Annotated in this window: 14 protein-coding genes; 9 read left to right on the top strand and 5 right to left on the bottom strand. The window is 30.5% G+C overall.

Annotation, left to right across the window (positions count from 1 at the left end; genetic code table 11):
• Nucleotides 1–864, top strand: a complete 864-nt coding sequence (locus IPH62_16945) for a type 1 glutamine amidotransferase (protein MBK7106962.1) — start codon at nt 1–3, stop codon at nt 862–864.
• A 2-nt stretch (nt 865–866) separates the two neighbouring features.
• Nucleotides 867–2,141, top strand: a complete 1,275-nt coding sequence (locus tag IPH62_16950; protein ID MBK7106963.1) for an MFS transporter — start codon at nt 867–869, stop codon at nt 2,139–2,141.
• Between the two features lie 233 nt (nt 2,142–2,374).
• On the opposite strand, the gene IPH62_16955 is transcribed toward IPH62_16950, so the two are convergent.
• The 3 genes from IPH62_16955 to IPH62_16965 are packed head-to-tail and all read right to left on the bottom strand — an operon-like array spanning nt 2,375 to nt 6,307.
• Nucleotides 2,375–3,829 (bottom strand): DUF1080 domain-containing protein, encoded by a 1,455-nt coding sequence (locus IPH62_16955; GenBank protein MBK7106964.1) that lies wholly within the window; start codon nt 3,827–3,829, stop codon nt 2,375–2,377.
• Between the two features lie 12 nt (nt 3,830–3,841).
• A complete protein-coding gene (locus IPH62_16960; protein MBK7106965.1) occupies nt 3,842–5,092 on the bottom strand; it encodes a Gfo/Idh/MocA family oxidoreductase in 1,251 nt (416 codons plus the stop codon).
• 30 nt (nt 5,093–5,122) lie between these two features.
• Nucleotides 5,123–6,307: an MFS transporter gene (locus tag IPH62_16965; GenBank protein ID MBK7106966.1), complete on the bottom strand. Its 1,185-nt coding sequence runs from the start codon at nt 6,305–6,307 to the stop codon at nt 5,123–5,125.
• Nucleotides 6,308–6,582: 275 nt separating this feature from the next.
• Here IPH62_16965 and IPH62_16970 point away from each other — a divergent pair, with 275 nt between their 5' ends.
• Genes IPH62_16970 through IPH62_17000 form a run of 7 tightly spaced genes read left to right on the top strand, consistent with a single transcriptional unit; the run spans nt 6,583 to nt 15,101 of the window.
• Complete coding sequence (locus IPH62_16970; GenBank protein ID MBK7106967.1) at nt 6,583–7,932, top strand: Gfo/Idh/MocA family oxidoreductase; 1,350 nt, start codon at nt 6,583–6,585, stop codon at nt 7,930–7,932.
• Nucleotides 7,933–7,970: 38 nt separating this feature from the next.
• Nucleotides 7,971–9,311: a Gfo/Idh/MocA family oxidoreductase gene (locus IPH62_16975; protein MBK7106968.1), complete on the top strand. Its 1,341-nt coding sequence runs from the start codon at nt 7,971–7,973 to the stop codon at nt 9,309–9,311.
• Between the two features lie 9 nt (nt 9,312–9,320).
• Nucleotides 9,321–11,225, top strand: coding sequence for a hypothetical protein (locus IPH62_16980; GenBank protein ID MBK7106969.1), 1,905 nt, complete (start codon nt 9,321–9,323; stop codon nt 11,223–11,225).
• A gap of 5 nt (nt 11,226–11,230) precedes the next feature.
• Nucleotides 11,231–11,872: a hypothetical protein gene (locus tag IPH62_16985; GenBank protein MBK7106970.1), complete on the top strand. Its 642-nt coding sequence runs from the start codon at nt 11,231–11,233 to the stop codon at nt 11,870–11,872.
• 37 nt (nt 11,873–11,909) lie between these two features.
• Nucleotides 11,910–12,575 carry a hypothetical protein gene (locus IPH62_16990; GenBank protein ID MBK7106971.1) on the top strand — a complete coding sequence of 222 codons (666 nt, stop codon included), beginning with the start codon at nt 11,910–11,912 and terminating at the stop codon, nt 12,573–12,575.
• Nucleotides 12,576–12,612: 37 nt separating this feature from the next.
• Entirely contained in the window at nt 12,613–14,154 is a 1,542-nt protein-coding gene (locus IPH62_16995; protein ID MBK7106972.1) for a TIGR03663 family protein, read from the top strand.
• 8 nt (nt 14,155–14,162) lie between these two features.
• Nucleotides 14,163–15,101: an FAD:protein FMN transferase gene (locus tag IPH62_17000; GenBank protein MBK7106973.1), complete on the top strand. Its 939-nt coding sequence runs from the start codon at nt 14,163–14,165 to the stop codon at nt 15,099–15,101.
• Here IPH62_17000 and IPH62_17005 read toward each other — a convergent pair.
• Entirely contained in the window at nt 15,066–15,797 is a 732-nt protein-coding gene (locus IPH62_17005) for a glycosyltransferase (protein ID MBK7106974.1), read from the bottom strand. The two genes, IPH62_17000 and IPH62_17005, sit on opposite strands and share 36 nt — an antisense overlap.
• A 104-nt stretch (nt 15,798–15,901) precedes the next feature.
• Nucleotides 15,902–16,897 carry a sugar phosphate isomerase/epimerase gene (locus IPH62_17010; GenBank protein MBK7106975.1) on the bottom strand — a complete coding sequence of 332 codons (996 nt, stop codon included), beginning with the start codon at nt 16,895–16,897 and terminating at the stop codon, nt 15,902–15,904.
• Nucleotides 16,898–16,918: the final 21 nt, after the last annotated feature.

The raw sequence follows: 16,918 nt of genomic DNA on the forward strand, positions 1-16,918 counted from the left end.
ATGAGTGGACTGAAATTTATTATAATAGATGGTTATCCAAAACCAAGTCGTGAACAATTTGAAGAAGTTGGAATGACAAAAGCCGGTGAATTATATGCGAAATTACTACTTCAACATATGCCTGATGCAAAGTATGATATTTTTTATTCTAGTGATCCCGGTGTAGTTTTGCCAAATGAAGAAGAACTCGAAAAATATGATGGAGTTTTATGGCCCGGATGTAATTTAACTGTATATCATGATCATGATGAACGAGTAACAAAAATGGTTGATTTATGCAAAGCTGCTTATGAAGTTGGAGTTCCGCAATTTGGAAGCTGCTGGGCTGCGCAGATTGCAGTTTATGCTGCTGGCGGCGAAGTAAAACCAAATCCAAAAGGCAGAGAAATGGGACTTGCTCGAAAAGTTTTTCTTACAGAAGAAGGACTTAATCATCCAATGTACGAAGGCAAACCTCCAGTATTTGACGGTTTTATTAGTCACGATGATGAAATTACAAAACTTCCCGAAGGCGGTAAATGGCTTGCATCTAATGATTTTACAAAAGTGCAGGCAGTTGAGGTGAAATATAAAAAAGGAATTTTTTGGGCTCCCCAATATCATCCCGAATATGATTTGCATGAAGTTGCACGTTTAATAATTGCGCGTGAAGAGAAATTAATTAAACAAAATTATTTTAATTCGAAAGAAGATTTGATGAATTATGTTCAAGATTTGGAAACGATTTTTGAAAATAAAAATAACAAAGATTTGCGATGGAAATATGGAATTGATGAAGATGTACTTCAAGATTCAATAAGGCAATTGGAATTTGTTAATTGGTTAAATAAAATTGTTATACCACATTCTAAAAGATTAGAGTAATTTTGAAAAAAAATCTATCATCTAAAAATAAATCGCTTAAGCATTGGCAAATAAAAATCTTTAGTGCAACATGGATTGCGTATGTCGGATATTATTTTGCACGCAAAGCATTTTATGTAGTTAAAAGTCCGCTTGCAGATTCATTAAGTTTTACTGCATTAGATTTAGCCCATCTCGGAACAGCTTATTTAGTTTTTTACATGGTAGGTCAATATTCAAGTGCATATTTTGGAAGGAAACTTGGTCCAAAACTTTTATTACTTCTTGGAATGGGTATTTCTTTAACATGTAATTTTGTTTTTGGGCTTTCAAATAGTTTTTGGACAATTTTACTATTTCTATCATTAAACGGTTTGGCTCAGGGTACTGGATGGCCCGGATGTATTGGATCACTTGCATTTTGGTTTAAACGGGAAAAAAGAGGAACAATATTAGGATTTTGGTCAACATGCTATCAAGTGGGATCTGTAATTTCAACTTCTTTTGCAGCATACATTCTTGGTGAGTTTGGCTGGAGATGGTCTTTTTTTGGAGCTTCAATTGTATTACTGATTATTTGGTTTATTGTATTATTTATGCATCCAAACAGACCAGAAGATGTTGGACTTGAACCAATTGAAGAAGAAGATGTAACTTGTGAAAATGAGAATCTTAATTCCGGTAAATTGGGTTGGTCAAAAGATGTATGGGCTACCGTTATTACAATGGGTTTAATCTATTTTACAATAAAATTTTTACGTTATGCTCTTTGGAGTTGGGTTCCGTTTTTTTTCAATAAGAATTTTTCTATGGATGTTAGTAATGCGGGATATTTATCAGTAGTATTTGATTTAGCTGGATTTGCCGGTGTTTTATTTGCAGGTTTTGTATCCGATAAAATTTTTAAAGGAAAACGATCTTTATTATCGGCAATTATGCTTAGTCTTATGGCTTTTGCTTTTATATTGATGTATGTTAAAGGCGAATCAAGTTTATTATTTTTTACTATTTCTATGGGAATTGCCGGATTTATGTTATACGGACCGGATTCTCTAATTTCCGGTGTGGGTGCAATTGATGTTGGTTCAAAGCGAGGGGCATTAACTGCTGCGGGAATTATAAACGGAACAGGTTCAATCGGTCCAATTTTCCAAGAAGAAATTATTGGATGGCTTTATACAAAATACAATCAAGAATTAACTCCTATCTTAATTTTATTAGTCTCAATGGCGCTTTTAAGTGCGTTACTTACTTTTTATCTTTGGTGGAAATCAAAGAAAGGTGAAGTAAATTTATAAAATGCTATTTCCCAATACCTCACTTCCCCTTTTACAGTTTTTCTTTTATCTGAGATGATTTTTTTGAAAAATATTTTTCTGAATAAAAATCAATTTACATTTAGTTCAAAAAAATTTTATAAAGAATATAAGTTAAAATTTAGATGTCAGATTTGGGAAGGATTTTAAGTTGATAATTTTTAAAGACTCAACTTCAATACGAAATTGAGTCTTTAAGAAATTCTTATGCAGTTTTATTTTAATTCTTTTACAAAAATATTTTTAAAAGAAACTCTTGCATCGCTATCATGATTTTGCAATCCAAAGTAACCGGAGGAAGAAAAATCTTTAATTTTACCTCTTGGTTCGGCATTCCAATCATTTACTAAAACATCATTAAGTTCTACTTTTATATTATTTCCAACAACTGTAATTCTGTAATGATTCCATTCACCGGTTGGTTTCACTGCATCTTCTTTAGCTGGTTCAGCATCGTATACAGAGCCGGTTTTATGACTTGGATCGGCATCATCATCAATTTGAATTTCAAAAGAATGATATATATAATCATCACTTGTAACAACTTCCGGTACTCTAAAAAATATTCCGGAATTTGTTTGAGGAGCCAAACATTTATATTCTAAATCAAGAACGAAATTATCATATTTTTTTACGCTATACCAAAATAATCCCATACCACCGCTTGATGTAAGAACACCCGTATTTTCATCCAAATCAAAATATCCAGGACCATAATGGTTCCAACCATGTTTATTGTATTTTCCATTATCATTTGAACCAAGAACTTCTGTAAAACCTTTGTAATAAGTTATACTTTTAATATAATCCAATCCTTTAGCTATTGACGAACTTGGATCAGGTTGTTCATCTTCCCTTTCATGCTCGATAGAAAAAGTTCCTTTGTAATTTTGAAGTGTTAACTCAGCTAAAATATCATGAATATTAACTTTGCCAGAACCGAATGGAACATCTTCAGCTTCTTTAACACCGGCTTTATCTAAATCTTTAAGATGAACATTATGAATTCTTCCTTTAAATAATCTCAAAGCTTCAAGAGGATTTATTCCGCTTCTTAGCCAATGACCGGTATCTCCGCAAATTCCAATTCTCGAATCAAGACCATCAACATTTTTCATAACAGTTTCGGGATTCCAATATTTTGAAGGCTGCGGATGATTATGAATTCCAACTTTTATATTGTATTCTTTTACCATTTTATCAACAATTGAATAATCATCATAACTAGGCTCTAACATTATGACTTTAATTCCCATTTTTTTTGCAAAGTCAAAAGTTTTTCTTGCATCGGTTTCATTGTTTTCAAAATTAGTTACACCAAATGCACGTAAAGTAATTCCGTATTCTGCAAGTTTATCTTTAACCATTTTCATATCATCTTCACTCATTCCTGGACGCATTGTTTTTTCATCATTGTTTGCGAATAATTTTTGACCAGGAAAAGCTTCAAGATATTTTATTCCTAATTTGTTAACTTTTTCTAAAGTTTCCATAAACGAAAGTTGTCTAAATGTCCAGCATTGCATTGCCGCAGGAATTTCTTTAATTCTTACATCAGAATAATTTGTTTTCATAACTTCTTCTTTTACATCATTTAATTTTTTTTGTGAAAAAATATTTGATAATGAAATTAGAAATAATAATAAAGTCACATATTTGAGTTGTTTCATAAAATCTCCATTCTATTTTTTTAATTTTGGATTCCATTCGCCTTTAGCAACTTTTGGAACAAAAGTATCTAAATCCGGCGGAGGAAATTTAATTGTTGTTTCTTCTTCAGCACTTTTGTAAGCTGACATTAATAATTCTGTAACATTCACTCCATCGCTAAAATTTTCCTCAGGTCTTTTTCCATTTAGGAAAGATTGTACCATGTGCCTATTTTCAACATCGTAACCATATGCATTTTCTTCATTACTTACAATCGGCATTAAGCCAACTTCGGCATTTTGTTTTTCTACCAAATCTTCTCCCTGCTTACCTTGAATATCTCTGCTTAAAAATATTTTCATATCTGTATCAAGCGAATTTATAGAAAGAGAATATTCGGGACCAAGAACTTCCATACTTAATCTCAAACCGGCTCCAACATAGCACCAAGAAGTTGTGGTTTCAACAATAATTTTATCATTGTTTTCATCTTTATATTCAATTACTGAACGAGCATAATCTTCAGAAGGTCGGTTTTGATAATCCACTTTTCCATTGCTATTTTTTGAAAGAATTTGAGAATATTTTGGAATTTGCCATTTTAAACATTCTGTATGTGCAGTTATTTTTACCGGAGTTAAACTTTCCCGCGGTTTTCCGGGTTCTGTTAACAAATAACGCGCAACTTCAACGGAGTGACACATCATATCATTTAATACTCCTCCACCTTGTAATGAACCTTCCCAAAACCAAGGCATATGTGGACCGCTATGTTCTTCCGCTGCCCTTGCTAAATATGGTCTTCCGGCATTTGCTCCTCGAGACCACAATAATTGTTTACCTCTATTTGTGGTTGGAGCAAAAATTTGATCTTCTAAATATCCGTCTAATAAATTTACTTTTTCAGCAAGTTCCAACATTTTTTTTGCTTCATAAACATTTCTTCCTAAAGGTTTTTCGCATGCTACACCAATCAGTTCGCCCTTCCCAGATTCAATTGCATTTACAATTTCTTCCATAACTTCAAGTCGCGTAAAATTTGGAGTTAAAATCCAAACCGCATCTATATTCGGATCAGCAACTAAATCAGCTATTGAATTATGAACTTGTGGTTCGCCAACTTTTAACTGTTTAACCAATGCTGCGGCTTCATTTGCAGAATTAATATTTTTATCAAAAATTCCGTTTATATCTCCGTCACGAACAGAAACCCATGAACGAATGTGAAATCTTCCGATAAATCCGGTTCCAATTATTCCAACACCTAATCTTTTTTTTACCATATTTTTTCCTTTAAAATTTTTCTAAAAATTTTAAGCTTTATTTTCTTTAAACATTAATCCAAAAAATAACATTACAATTGCAGCAAAAATAGCTGGAATATACCAGAAATTCTGCCATTCAATTAAATTATTTCCGGTGATAATATTATTAAATAAAATACCGGCAATTTGCGATCCGATTAACATTCCTAAACCATATGTTGCAAGAATGATAAACCCTTGAGCTTGTCCACGAATATCAACTGGAGCAGTTTTATCCACATAAATAAATCCGGCAACAAAAAAGAAATCATAACAAATTCCATGTAAAATTACTCCCGAAATTATCATCCATGCAATTGAATCATCTGCTCCTAATGCAAACAGAAAGTAACGTAATGCCCAAGCTGCCATTCCGGTAAGCAACATTTTTTTTACACCTAAAATTGGAAATAACATCGGCATAATTAGAATGAACACTACTTCTGACATTTGTCCGAATGACATAACAAAAGCAGGATTTTCAATTCCGGTTTCATTTATATAAACAGGAGCATATGCATAATAAACAGCCAAAGGAATGCTAATTAAGAATGAACTTATAATAAAAATTGTAAAAGATTTTGTATTTAATCTTTTTATCGCATCAATACCTATAATTTTTCTAAAAGAAGTTTTTTCACCTTTTGCCGGAGGTGGAGTATGTGGAAGTGTAAAACTAAAAAAGCCCATAAGTAAACTTACAATACCGGCAATTGTTAACGGAAGTGAAGATTCATCAGCGCCCAAAATTTTACTCACAAATATTCCAGCAATAATCCAGCCGATGGTTCCGAAAACTCTGATTACGGGAAAATCTTTTTCTTGGTTGTTAAGATTTGCAAATGCTAATGAATTTGTTAATCCAACAGTAGGCATGTATGCTAACATATGAATTAACAAAAGTAAGATGAAAAGCGTTGGTGATGTTTCAGCGGCAAACGGAGTTAATAAAATTGAAATACCGCCAATGATATGCAAAACGCCTAAAACTTTTTCAGTTGCAAAAAATCTATCTGCAACCATTCCCAAAAAAAACGGTGAAATTATTGCTGAAATAGGACTAACAGTATAAGCCCAATGAATTACCGAAGTCATTCCAATTGCGTTCATATAATTTCCAACCGTTACGTACCATGCCCCCCAAATTGCATACTGAAGAAACATCATAATACCTAATCTTACTTTTACGTTCATTAAATCTCTCCGGAATCTGAATAAAAAATTATTAACTAATAATAAAATAAATTATTTTACTTTGTGATAAAAATAAATCTTAAAAATGTTGAGGCAATAAAAAAAAAATATTATATTGCAAGTAAAACGATTGTTCTTAAAATAAACTAAATTTTTATTTAATTCCATAAACAAATATCAAACATTTTTTTTAGTTTTAGATTATCTTAATAATTAAGTTAAATAATCACAAAATTTCATACAATAAATTATTCCTTTTACACATAGGAGTTAAAATGGATAAGAAAGACTTAACAAGTAATGATTCAAAAAATGGAATTTCAAGGCGAAGTTTTATTGGAAGAACCGCTCTCGCAACTGCTGCATTTACAATTATACCTCGCCATGTCTTAGGTGGAAAAGGCTATATTGCACCAAGTGATAAATTAAATATTGCATGCATAGGAATTGGCGGAAAAGGTGTTGAAGATTCAGAAGCAATGCAAAATGAAAACGTTGTTGCTCTTTGTGATGTTGATGATGTAAGAGGAGCCGAAACAAGACTTAAATATCCAAACGCAAAATTTTACAAAGATTTCAGAGTTCTTTTAGAAAAAGAAAAAAATATTGATGCAATTACTGTTAGTACCCCAGATCATACACATGCTATAATAGCATATACTGCAATAACACTTGGTAAACACGTCTATGTTCAAAAACCATTAACACATACAGTTTATGAAGCAAGAAAACTTGCTCAAGCTGCAAAAGAATATAACATTGTTTCTCAAATGGGAAATCAAGGACATGCTAGTGATGGTGCACGATTAATAAATGAATGGATTGCAGACGGTGCAATCGGTGATGTTCACGAAGTTCATACTTGGACAAACAGACCAATTTGGCCGCAAGGAATAAAAAAACCTGAAGAAATTCCATCATTACCAAATTATTTAGATTGGAATTTATGGCTTGGACCTGCACCATATAGAGAATATCATCCAGCTTATCATCCATTTAGCTGGAGAGGCTGGTGGGATTTTGGAACCGGTGCACTTGGTGATATGGGTGCTCATATTTTAGATCAACCATTTTGGGCTTTAAATCTTGATTTTCCCGACACAATTCAAGCTACATCATCCGAATTTAATGAAGAAACCTTCCCCGTTTCCTCAATTGTAACTTGGACATTCCCGGAAAAAGATGGAAGAGCTCCGGTTAAAATAGTTTGGTATGATGGCGGGCTTATGCCTCCTAGACCAGAAGATTTGGAACCCGGAAGAAAACTTGGAGTTTGCATTTACTATGGATCTGATGGAAAACTTATGCATGATAGTTATGGAGAAAGTCCACGTTTAATCCCCGAAACAGCAATGAAGAATTTTGATATGCCAAAGAAGACTTTATTAAGATCCCCAGGCATTTATGAAGAATGGATTCAAGCAATTAAAAATGGTACAAAAAGCACAACTGATTTTGAATATAGTGCAAAATTAACAGAAACAATGTTACTTGGAAATGTTGCTATTAAATTGAAAGAAAAAAATACAATTTTGGAATATGATGGTAAAAAAGGTCAGTTTACAAACATGGATGAAGCAAATGAATTGCTGACAAAAAAATATCCCCAAGGTTGGGAAATGTAAAATATTTTAATTCAACTTTAACTAAAAAATAAAATATTATGGATCAAAATAATTCTGGATTTTCTCGTAGAGATTTTCTTAAAACTTCAGCAACAGTTGGCATTGGATTGTTTGTTGCACCTTATATTAAAACTTCAGGTCAAAAATCATCAAGCAATGATATAAATGTTGCACTACTTGGTGCCGGAGCTGAAGGTCAAGTTTTAATGGATGCATGTCTAAAAATTCCAAATATTAGATTTAAAGCAGTCTGTGATATTTGGGAAAATTATCATTTAACTCGTGCAACAAGATTACTTAAAAAATTTGGTCATGATGCAAATGGTTATATTGATTATAGAGAAATGTTAGCAAAAGAAAAAGACTTGGATGCTGTAATTGTTGCAACTCCGGATTTTTGGCATGCTCGTCACTCTATTGATTCTATGGAAGCTGGATTACATGTATATTTAGAAAAAGAGATGGCAAATACTTTAGAAGGTGCACGTCAAATAGTTAATGCTGCCAAACGAACCGGAAAAATTGTTCAAGTCGGCCATCAAAGAAGAAGCAATCCGTATTATTTGCATTCATATAATAATTTGATAAAAGATGCCAGACTTCTTGGTAAAATTACAACCGTAAATGGTCAATGGAATAGATCTGTTCAGCCGGATAATGGCTGGCCGCAAAAATTTCCTATTCCAAACCATATTCTAAGTAAATACGGTTATAATAATATGCAAGAACATAGAAATTGGCGATGGTATAAAAAATTAGGCGGTGGACCAATTGTAGATTTAGGCTCACATCAAATTGATATTTACACTTGGTTTTTGGGTGTTCCTCCAAGTTCAGTAATGGCAAGCGGCGGAACTGATTATTATGAAAAAAGTACACATGAATGGTATGATACAGTATTAGCAACCTTTAAGTATAATACACCGAGCGGAATTGTAAGAGCTTTTTATCAAACAATTACTACAAATAGCAACCAAGGATATTTTGAAACTTTTATGGGTGATCAAGGAGCTTTAACAATTTCAGAATCTGCCGGAAGAGTTGGAGTTTATAAAGAAGCCAACGCTCCTCTTTGGGATCAATGGGTTACAAAAGGATTACTTGATGCACCAAAAGAAGATGCAAAAAAGGAAAATACTGCGGCAATTTTAGATGTTCGTGAAACTGCTGCGCCGCCAAAATATTCATTACCAATTCAATTTAATGATCCATATCATAAACCTCATTTGGAAAATTTCTTTAATACAATTAGAGGGAAAGATACTTTAAATTGTCCGGTTGAAGTTGGTTATGAAACTGCCGTTGCTGTTTTAAAAGTTAACGAAGCAATTCAAGCTAAACGTGAAATTAATTTTAATCCATCCGAATTTAAAATTTAGATATAATTTATGAAATATAATTTCAAACTTTTATTAAACTTTATAATATTTTTATTTTTAATTAATGCATCTAAAATTACTCCTCAAGATCGTAAAGTTGGTGATGTAAATGACGGCAGTAAATTACATCCCGTACATTTATTGAATTTAGTTGATCATGACGGAAACTCAATTGATCCAAAATATGAATATGGAATTCCATTTTCTACAAAAAATACTTGTGCAAATGAATGTCATAATTACAAAGTAATTAGCGATGGGTTTCATTTTAATTATAATGATTCAAATAAAATTGATTTAGAAACTCATGAGCCATGGATTTATACTGATCCAACAACCCTAACAATAATTCCACTTTCTTATAAAAAACAAAAAGGAACTTTTTCTCCGGATGAATTAAATATATCACCAATGGAATTTTTATTTCGCTTTGGTCCATATTATCCCGGCGGAGATATTAGTGAATTAGATAGTCTTGAAAATCCTAAAGATTTTATGAGATGGAATGTCTCGGGTAAATTAGAAGTAAATTGTTTGATTTGTCATGATACAGATCCGTTTTATGATCAAGCCGAATATGCTTCAAATATTAGAAAACAAAATTATAAGTGGGCGGCTGTTGCAAGTACTAGTTTTGCTGAATTTAAAGGCAACGCTTCAAAAATGCCTAATAATTATGATATGTACAATTTAACAACCGTTCAAAGTATTGATCAAAGGTCTTCAGTTCCGCCGACTTTAAAATATGATTCAACGAAATTTAATTCTGCAAATAAAATTTATTTTAATGTTTCAAAAAAAATTCCGAATGATAATTGTTATTATTGCCATTCCTCAATTGTTGCTAATGAAAATATTCATTCAAATTGGAAGAATGAAGAAGACGTTCATCTTAAAGCCGGATTAAATTGTATTGATTGTCACCGAAATGGCTTAGATCATAATATGATGAAAGGGATTTCCGATTCAAAAATTCCGCAGTCAAATTCGTTTACTTGTGAAGGATGTCATATTCCAAATTCAAATGATAGAAAACCGGTTAACGGAAATTTAGGCGCACCAATTCCACAACATTTGGGAATTCCGCCAATTCATTTCGAAAGATTATCTTGTACAACTTGTCATTCCGGAACCTGGCCAACTAATAAACCCAATATGATCAAAACTTCACGCGCACATTTTTTGGGAATGCACGGAACAAATAAATCACTGGATGTTTTTCCGCATATTTTAACAAATATTTTTACAGAAAATAATTCCAATAAAATTGAACCGAGAAATTTAATATTTCCATCTTTTTGGGGAATTAAAGATAGCTCCGCAAAAATTTCACCTTTACCAATTGAATTTGTCGAGCAAAATATCAGACCAATGTTAGCTTTGGATTCAATTTATAATTTTGGAACTTGGCCAAGTGTGAAAGAGAGTTTAATTATTTCAATTTTGGATTCGATTAAAAGTGCAAAACTTTTTAAAGGCCAACCGGTTTTAATTACCGGCGGTAAAATTTTTGAAGTTGATGGAAAAAATCTTGTTAATGAAGAATATTTTGTAAATGGATTTACTTGGAGAATTGCTCACACTGTAAGACCAGCTTCGCAAGCACTTGGAATAAACGGTTGCAGCGATTGCCATTCGATGTCATCTGCTTTTTTTACAAGTAATATTGATGTTGAAAGTTCTCTACTCTCACAGCAAGGGAAAAATATTTCCGCAAGCAGTTTTCAAAACAATAATGAAATTTATCAATCTTTATTTTCATTAACTTTTTTCTTCAGACCTTTTCTAAAGTTTATAATTATTTTTTCGGCAATTATAATTTTTATAGTAATTATTGGTTATGCTGTGTTTGGAATTAGATCAATTTCAAGTTTTATTTTTTCCAACAGTAATAATTCTTATGGAGATAAATAATTTTTATGTTTAGAATTTTATCATTTCTGCTGATTGTTGGATCATTAATTTGGCTTTATAATTTTGGGAAGAAAAACGGTTTCACAATTTCTGATTTATTTAAAAAATTCTTCTCCAATTTCAAAAATTTATTTAATAATATTTCTTCTCTAAAAAATGAATTGTTCGCACAAAAAATTAAAATAATTAAAAATATTTTTTACACAATTACAACTTCCCTATTTCTCGTAATGGCAATTTCTGCATTTTTACCCGCAATAATTATTGGCGAAAATTTAAGCGGAATTTTTCTATTGATTCATGTTTCATTTGCACCGTTTTTTGCAATTTCATTAGCAATAACAATTGTTTTATTTGCGCATTCAAATCAATTTGCCAAAAGTGATTTTATTTATCAAAATGAAATTGAAAAAAATAATTTGCCAAAATTTAATAATGATGGTTATTTAAAATTAATATTCTGGTTGATTGCAATTTTTTCATTACCGGCAATTATTTCAATTATCTTAAATATGTTTCCGTTATTTGGAACTGAAGGTCAAAATATTTTGTTAGAAATTCATAGATATTCTACTTTGCTCATGTTTATTTTGGTAGTTTTACAAAGTGGATATTTAGCAACTAAATTCAGAAATGAATTAAAATAATTTTGAAATTTTAATTTCTTTGGAGTTAATAAAAATGATGAAAAGTAACAAATTAAGTACACTTATTTTCGCAAGTTTATTTTTGGGATTATTTGCTACAAATGTTTTTTCTCAAAAAATGGTTCCTATAAAAATTGATCTTCCAAAAGCAATGTTTGTTGGAACACCAACAAATATGACAATCGATAAATTAGAAAAACCATTGGGTAAACCAAGACCTCCATTTTTAGCTCCGGAAGGAACCAAAAATCTCGCCTTAAATAAAAAAGTCGTAAGCACAGATGATATGCCAATAATTGGTGAAGTTGATTATTTAACTGATGGTGAAAAAGACGGCGACGAAGGTAATTTTGTTGAACTTGGACCTTTTACTCAACATGTAACAATTGATTTAGAAAAAGAATATAATATTTATGCCTTAGTATTGTGGCATTTTCATAAACAGCCAAGAGTTTATTTTGATGTTGTTGTTCAACTTTCGAATGATAAAGATTTTAAAAAAGGTGTAAAAACAATTTTTAACAATGATCTTGATAACTCAAGCAAACAAGGCAAAGGAACCGATTGGCATTATGTAGAAACTGCAGAAGGTAAATTAATTGATGCAAAAGGTGAAAAAGCAAGATATGTTAGATGTTACAGTAAAGGAAATAACAGTAACGATTTAAATCATTATATAGAAGTTGCAGTTTACGGAAAATAGAAAAATATTATCCAATTTAAATGACGGTTACATTTTTGTGATCGTCATTTTTTTTGCCCTCTTTTTAAGATTATTTGATTTAAATAATCGTCCGTTCCATACAGATGAAGCCGTCCACGCAATAAAATTCGGTGAATTACTTGAAACCGGAAAATATATTTATGATCCAATAGAATATCATGGTCCAACTTTAAATTACTTTTCCTTAATTTCTGCAAAAATTTTCGATGAAAAAATATTATCCGATACAAATGAAGTTACATTAAGAATTGTTCCGGCTATAATTTCAGTAATATTAATTATTCTGTTAATTTCTATTAAATCAGAAATGAATAAATTTTTGATTTTGCTTATTGGAATTTTAATTTCTATTTCACCAATATTTGTTTTTTACAGCAGATATTATATTCAAGAATCTATGTTGGTTACTTTCTCTTATTCAGCAATTATAACATTCTATAAATATTTTAAATCAAAAAAAACATTGTGGATAATTTTATCTGCAATATTTTGCTCACTAATTTTTACGACAAAAGAAACGAGCATAATAATTTATTTTTCCGGATTTGCATCGTTCATAATTCTTAATTTTTTTAACAAAAAATTAAAATCGAAATTTAGAATTAACAAAAATCATCTAATATTATTTTTAATAATTTTCATAATTGTTTCAATTTTATTTTATTCATCATTTTTTACAAATCCAAATGGAATTCTTGACTCATTAAAAACTTTTACAAATTATTTTGGCAAAGCTGGTAATAATACGGAGCATATCCAACCTTGGTATTATTATTTTAGTTTTTTACTTTTCACAAAAAATGATTTAGTAATTTTTACAGAAATTCCATTATTCATTTTTTATTTGATAGGAATTTATTTTTTATTTTCTAAAAAATATTTTTTGCAAAATTACTTTTTCAGATTCATATTTTGGTTTAGCTTAATTCAAGCAATCGTTTACATTATTATACCTTATAAAACTCCTTGGCTTGCATTAAATTTTTGGATTGGATTTTTGTTTATTTCTTCATTTGGAATTTATTCGTCATATTTAATTATATCAAAGAAAAATCAAAAAACTCTTATTGTATCTTTTATTTTTTTAATTGTATCTCATAATATTTTTCAGACATATTTAACAAATTTCAAATTCCCATATCAACTGGGAAATCCTTTTACATATTCGCAGCCAACTCCGGATGTAATTTCTGCTTCGGAAAATATTATTAAAGTTGCAGAAAGTGATTCGACAAATATAAATATCTTTGTAAATGTAATTTCTAAAAACAATGATTATTGGCCTTTACCTTGGTATTTGCGAAAAATTAAAAATATTGCTTGGAATGAAAATGTACCTAACGATATTCATCATTTTGAAATAATTATTACTACTCCAGATTTTGAAGAAGAAATAATAAATAAATTATATTCTCTTCCCGAGCCTGGAAAAATAAATTTGTATGTTCCCCTTTTTAATGATTACACAACAATAAGACCAAATGTTGAGATTATTGGTATAGTAAGAAATAGTTTACATGAAAAATATTTACGAACTTTAAATAATCATACAAAGTAAAATTTTATATGATCAATTTTCCTAAAAATGACTCAAATAATTTACATCATTTTATACATGAAGCAATGGCAACAGTTTTTGAAATTATTATTGATTTAGAAGATAAAAAATATGCAGAGCAAGCTGCACAAAATGTGTTTTCGGAAATTGATAAATTAGAAAACAAATTCAGCAGATTTAGACCCAATACTGATATATCTAAAATCAATAATTCCAAAGTTGGTGAAAAAATAAAATTAAGTTTTGAAACTTTTGGATGCATATGGATTGCAAAACAAATTTTTGAAATAAGCAATGGATTGTTTGATATAACAGCCGGAAATGTAATTGATCATTGGAAAAATAAATTTTCTGGAAACGAAATATCGGTTGAAAATAATTCTGATTTTGGAATTAATAATTTTGTTTTGGATGAACCTAATTTTACCATAGAAAAATTAAATCAAAATATCAGCTTTGATTTGGGCGGGATTGGTAAAGGTTATGCAATTGATTTGGCAGCAAAATTATTAATTGAATGGGATATTGAAAATGCCTTAATTCACGGCGGTGGAAGCTCTGTTAAAACAATTGGTAAGAATAACAATTCCGATGGATGGTTAATTTCAGTAAGCAATCCAAATAATAATTTGCAAACAATTGCAGAAATTTTACTTAAAAATTCTTCATTAAGCGGATCCGGAAAACAAAAAGAGAACCACATTATTAATCCGAAATCACTTTTGCCCAATAATGACAGAACCGCTGCTTGGGTTTTGTCGGAATCTGCAACTATTTCAGATGCAATGTCAACAGCTTTTATGTTGATGAATGAAAACGAAATTACGGAAATTTGTAATACTAATAATTTTATAAGCGGAATGATAATTTTGAAAGATTCAACCGTATTAAAAAAAGAGGATATTTTTATTTCAAATAATTTTTCTGCAGATAAATTTTTTATATAGATAAATAAAATCTGCAATAATTTTATTTGAACTTTTACCAATACTTAATCGACTGTCTCTATCGCAAGACCAAACTACCGGAAATTCAAGGATTCTAAAATTTTCCTTTTGAGCTAAAAGAATTAATTCAATCTCAAATAAAAATCCTTTTGTAATTAATTTTGGAAATAAATTTCTTGCAACATCACCATTATATACTTTAAATCCGCATTGAGTATCTGTAAGATTTTTGGGGATTTTCAAAAAATATTTTATTGCAAAACCAAAAATTTTTGATATAATTTTTCTATCTAAATCTTGTTCATTAATAATTTTTGATCCCTTCATTTTTCTTGAACCGTTTGCAATTTCGCATTGATTATTTTTTATCAAATCAATACCAACAATGGCATTTTCAAATGGAACTGTTAAACCGGAATCTGCATAAATAATTATCTTCCCTTTTGAATTTTTTATACCTTCAATAATTGCTCCGCCCTTTCCAACATTTTGAAAAAGTTGTATAACTTTAAATGAATTTTTAACCTTAATTTTATTGTCATTTGCAATTTGAAATGTGTTATCTGAACTTCCGTCATCAACAATTATTATTTCACCAATAAAATTTTGCTCAGATAAAAATTTATCCGCCGCCAAAATATCAATAGATATTTTTTTACTTTCATTAAACGCTGGTATTATTATTGAAATTTCCATTTGAAAAAATTATAAATGATTATTCTAAAAAATAAAAAAGCTACTTAATCAATTATTCTAAATTTGAGTAAATAGCTTTTTAAAACTACATTATTTAATTAATCTTACTTATCGTCAAATGCTGCATCAAATTTTACGTTTGATGGTTTGAAATCAATTTTTCTAACAAACTCACAAGCTTCTTTTACACCGTGTTCACGTTCCATTCCGCTGTCTTCCCATTCAACAGACAATGGTCCGTTATAATTAATATGATTTAATGCTCTGATAATTTCTTCAAAATTTACTCCACCGTGACCTAAAGATCTGAAATCCCAACCTCTATCTTTATGACCAAAATCTAAATGCGAAGCTAAAATTCCATTTCTTCCATTGAGTTGTCTTGCCGCATCTTTCATATGAACATGATAAATTCTATCCGAAAATTCATGAATAAACATAACCGGATCAACCATTTGCCAGTGAAGATGGCTTGGATCAAAGTTAAAACCAAAAGTTTTTCTTCCACCGATTACTTCAATTGCTCTTTGTGCAGTCACAATATCAAAAGCAATTTCTGTTGGATGAACTTCAAGAGCAAATTTAACTCCGCATTCATCAAAAACATCAAGAATTGGATTCCACATTTTTGCAAAGTAAGAAAATCCTTCTTCAATTGTTTTCGGAGAAACCGGAGGAAAGCTATAAAACATATGCCATATTGAAGATCCGGTGAATCCATTAACAACATCAATTCCTAAATTCTTTGCTGCTCTTGCAGAATTCTTCATTGCTTCAACAGCCCATGCTCTTTTTTTCTCTGCATCGCCAGCACAATCTTTTGGAGCAAATCCATCTGAACGATCATCATTATTTAAATCGCAAACAAGCTGCCCAGCCAAATGATTACTTATGGCAAAAAGTTTTAATCCATTTTTTCTTAAAATATCTAATTGTGATTCACAATAATTTAGATCTGTTGCTGCACGAAAAACATCCATATGATCGCCCCAGCAAGCTAATTCAATTCCGTCATATCCCCAATCTTTAACTTTTTTTGCTAAAATTTCAAGTGGAATATCTGCCCATTGAGCAGTACATAAAGTTATTGATCTTGCCATTTTAAAACTCCTTAACAAATT

The organism is Ignavibacteriota bacterium (assembly GCA_016708125.1).
Classification (GTDB): domain Bacteria; phylum Bacteroidota; class Ignavibacteria; order Ignavibacteriales; family Melioribacteraceae.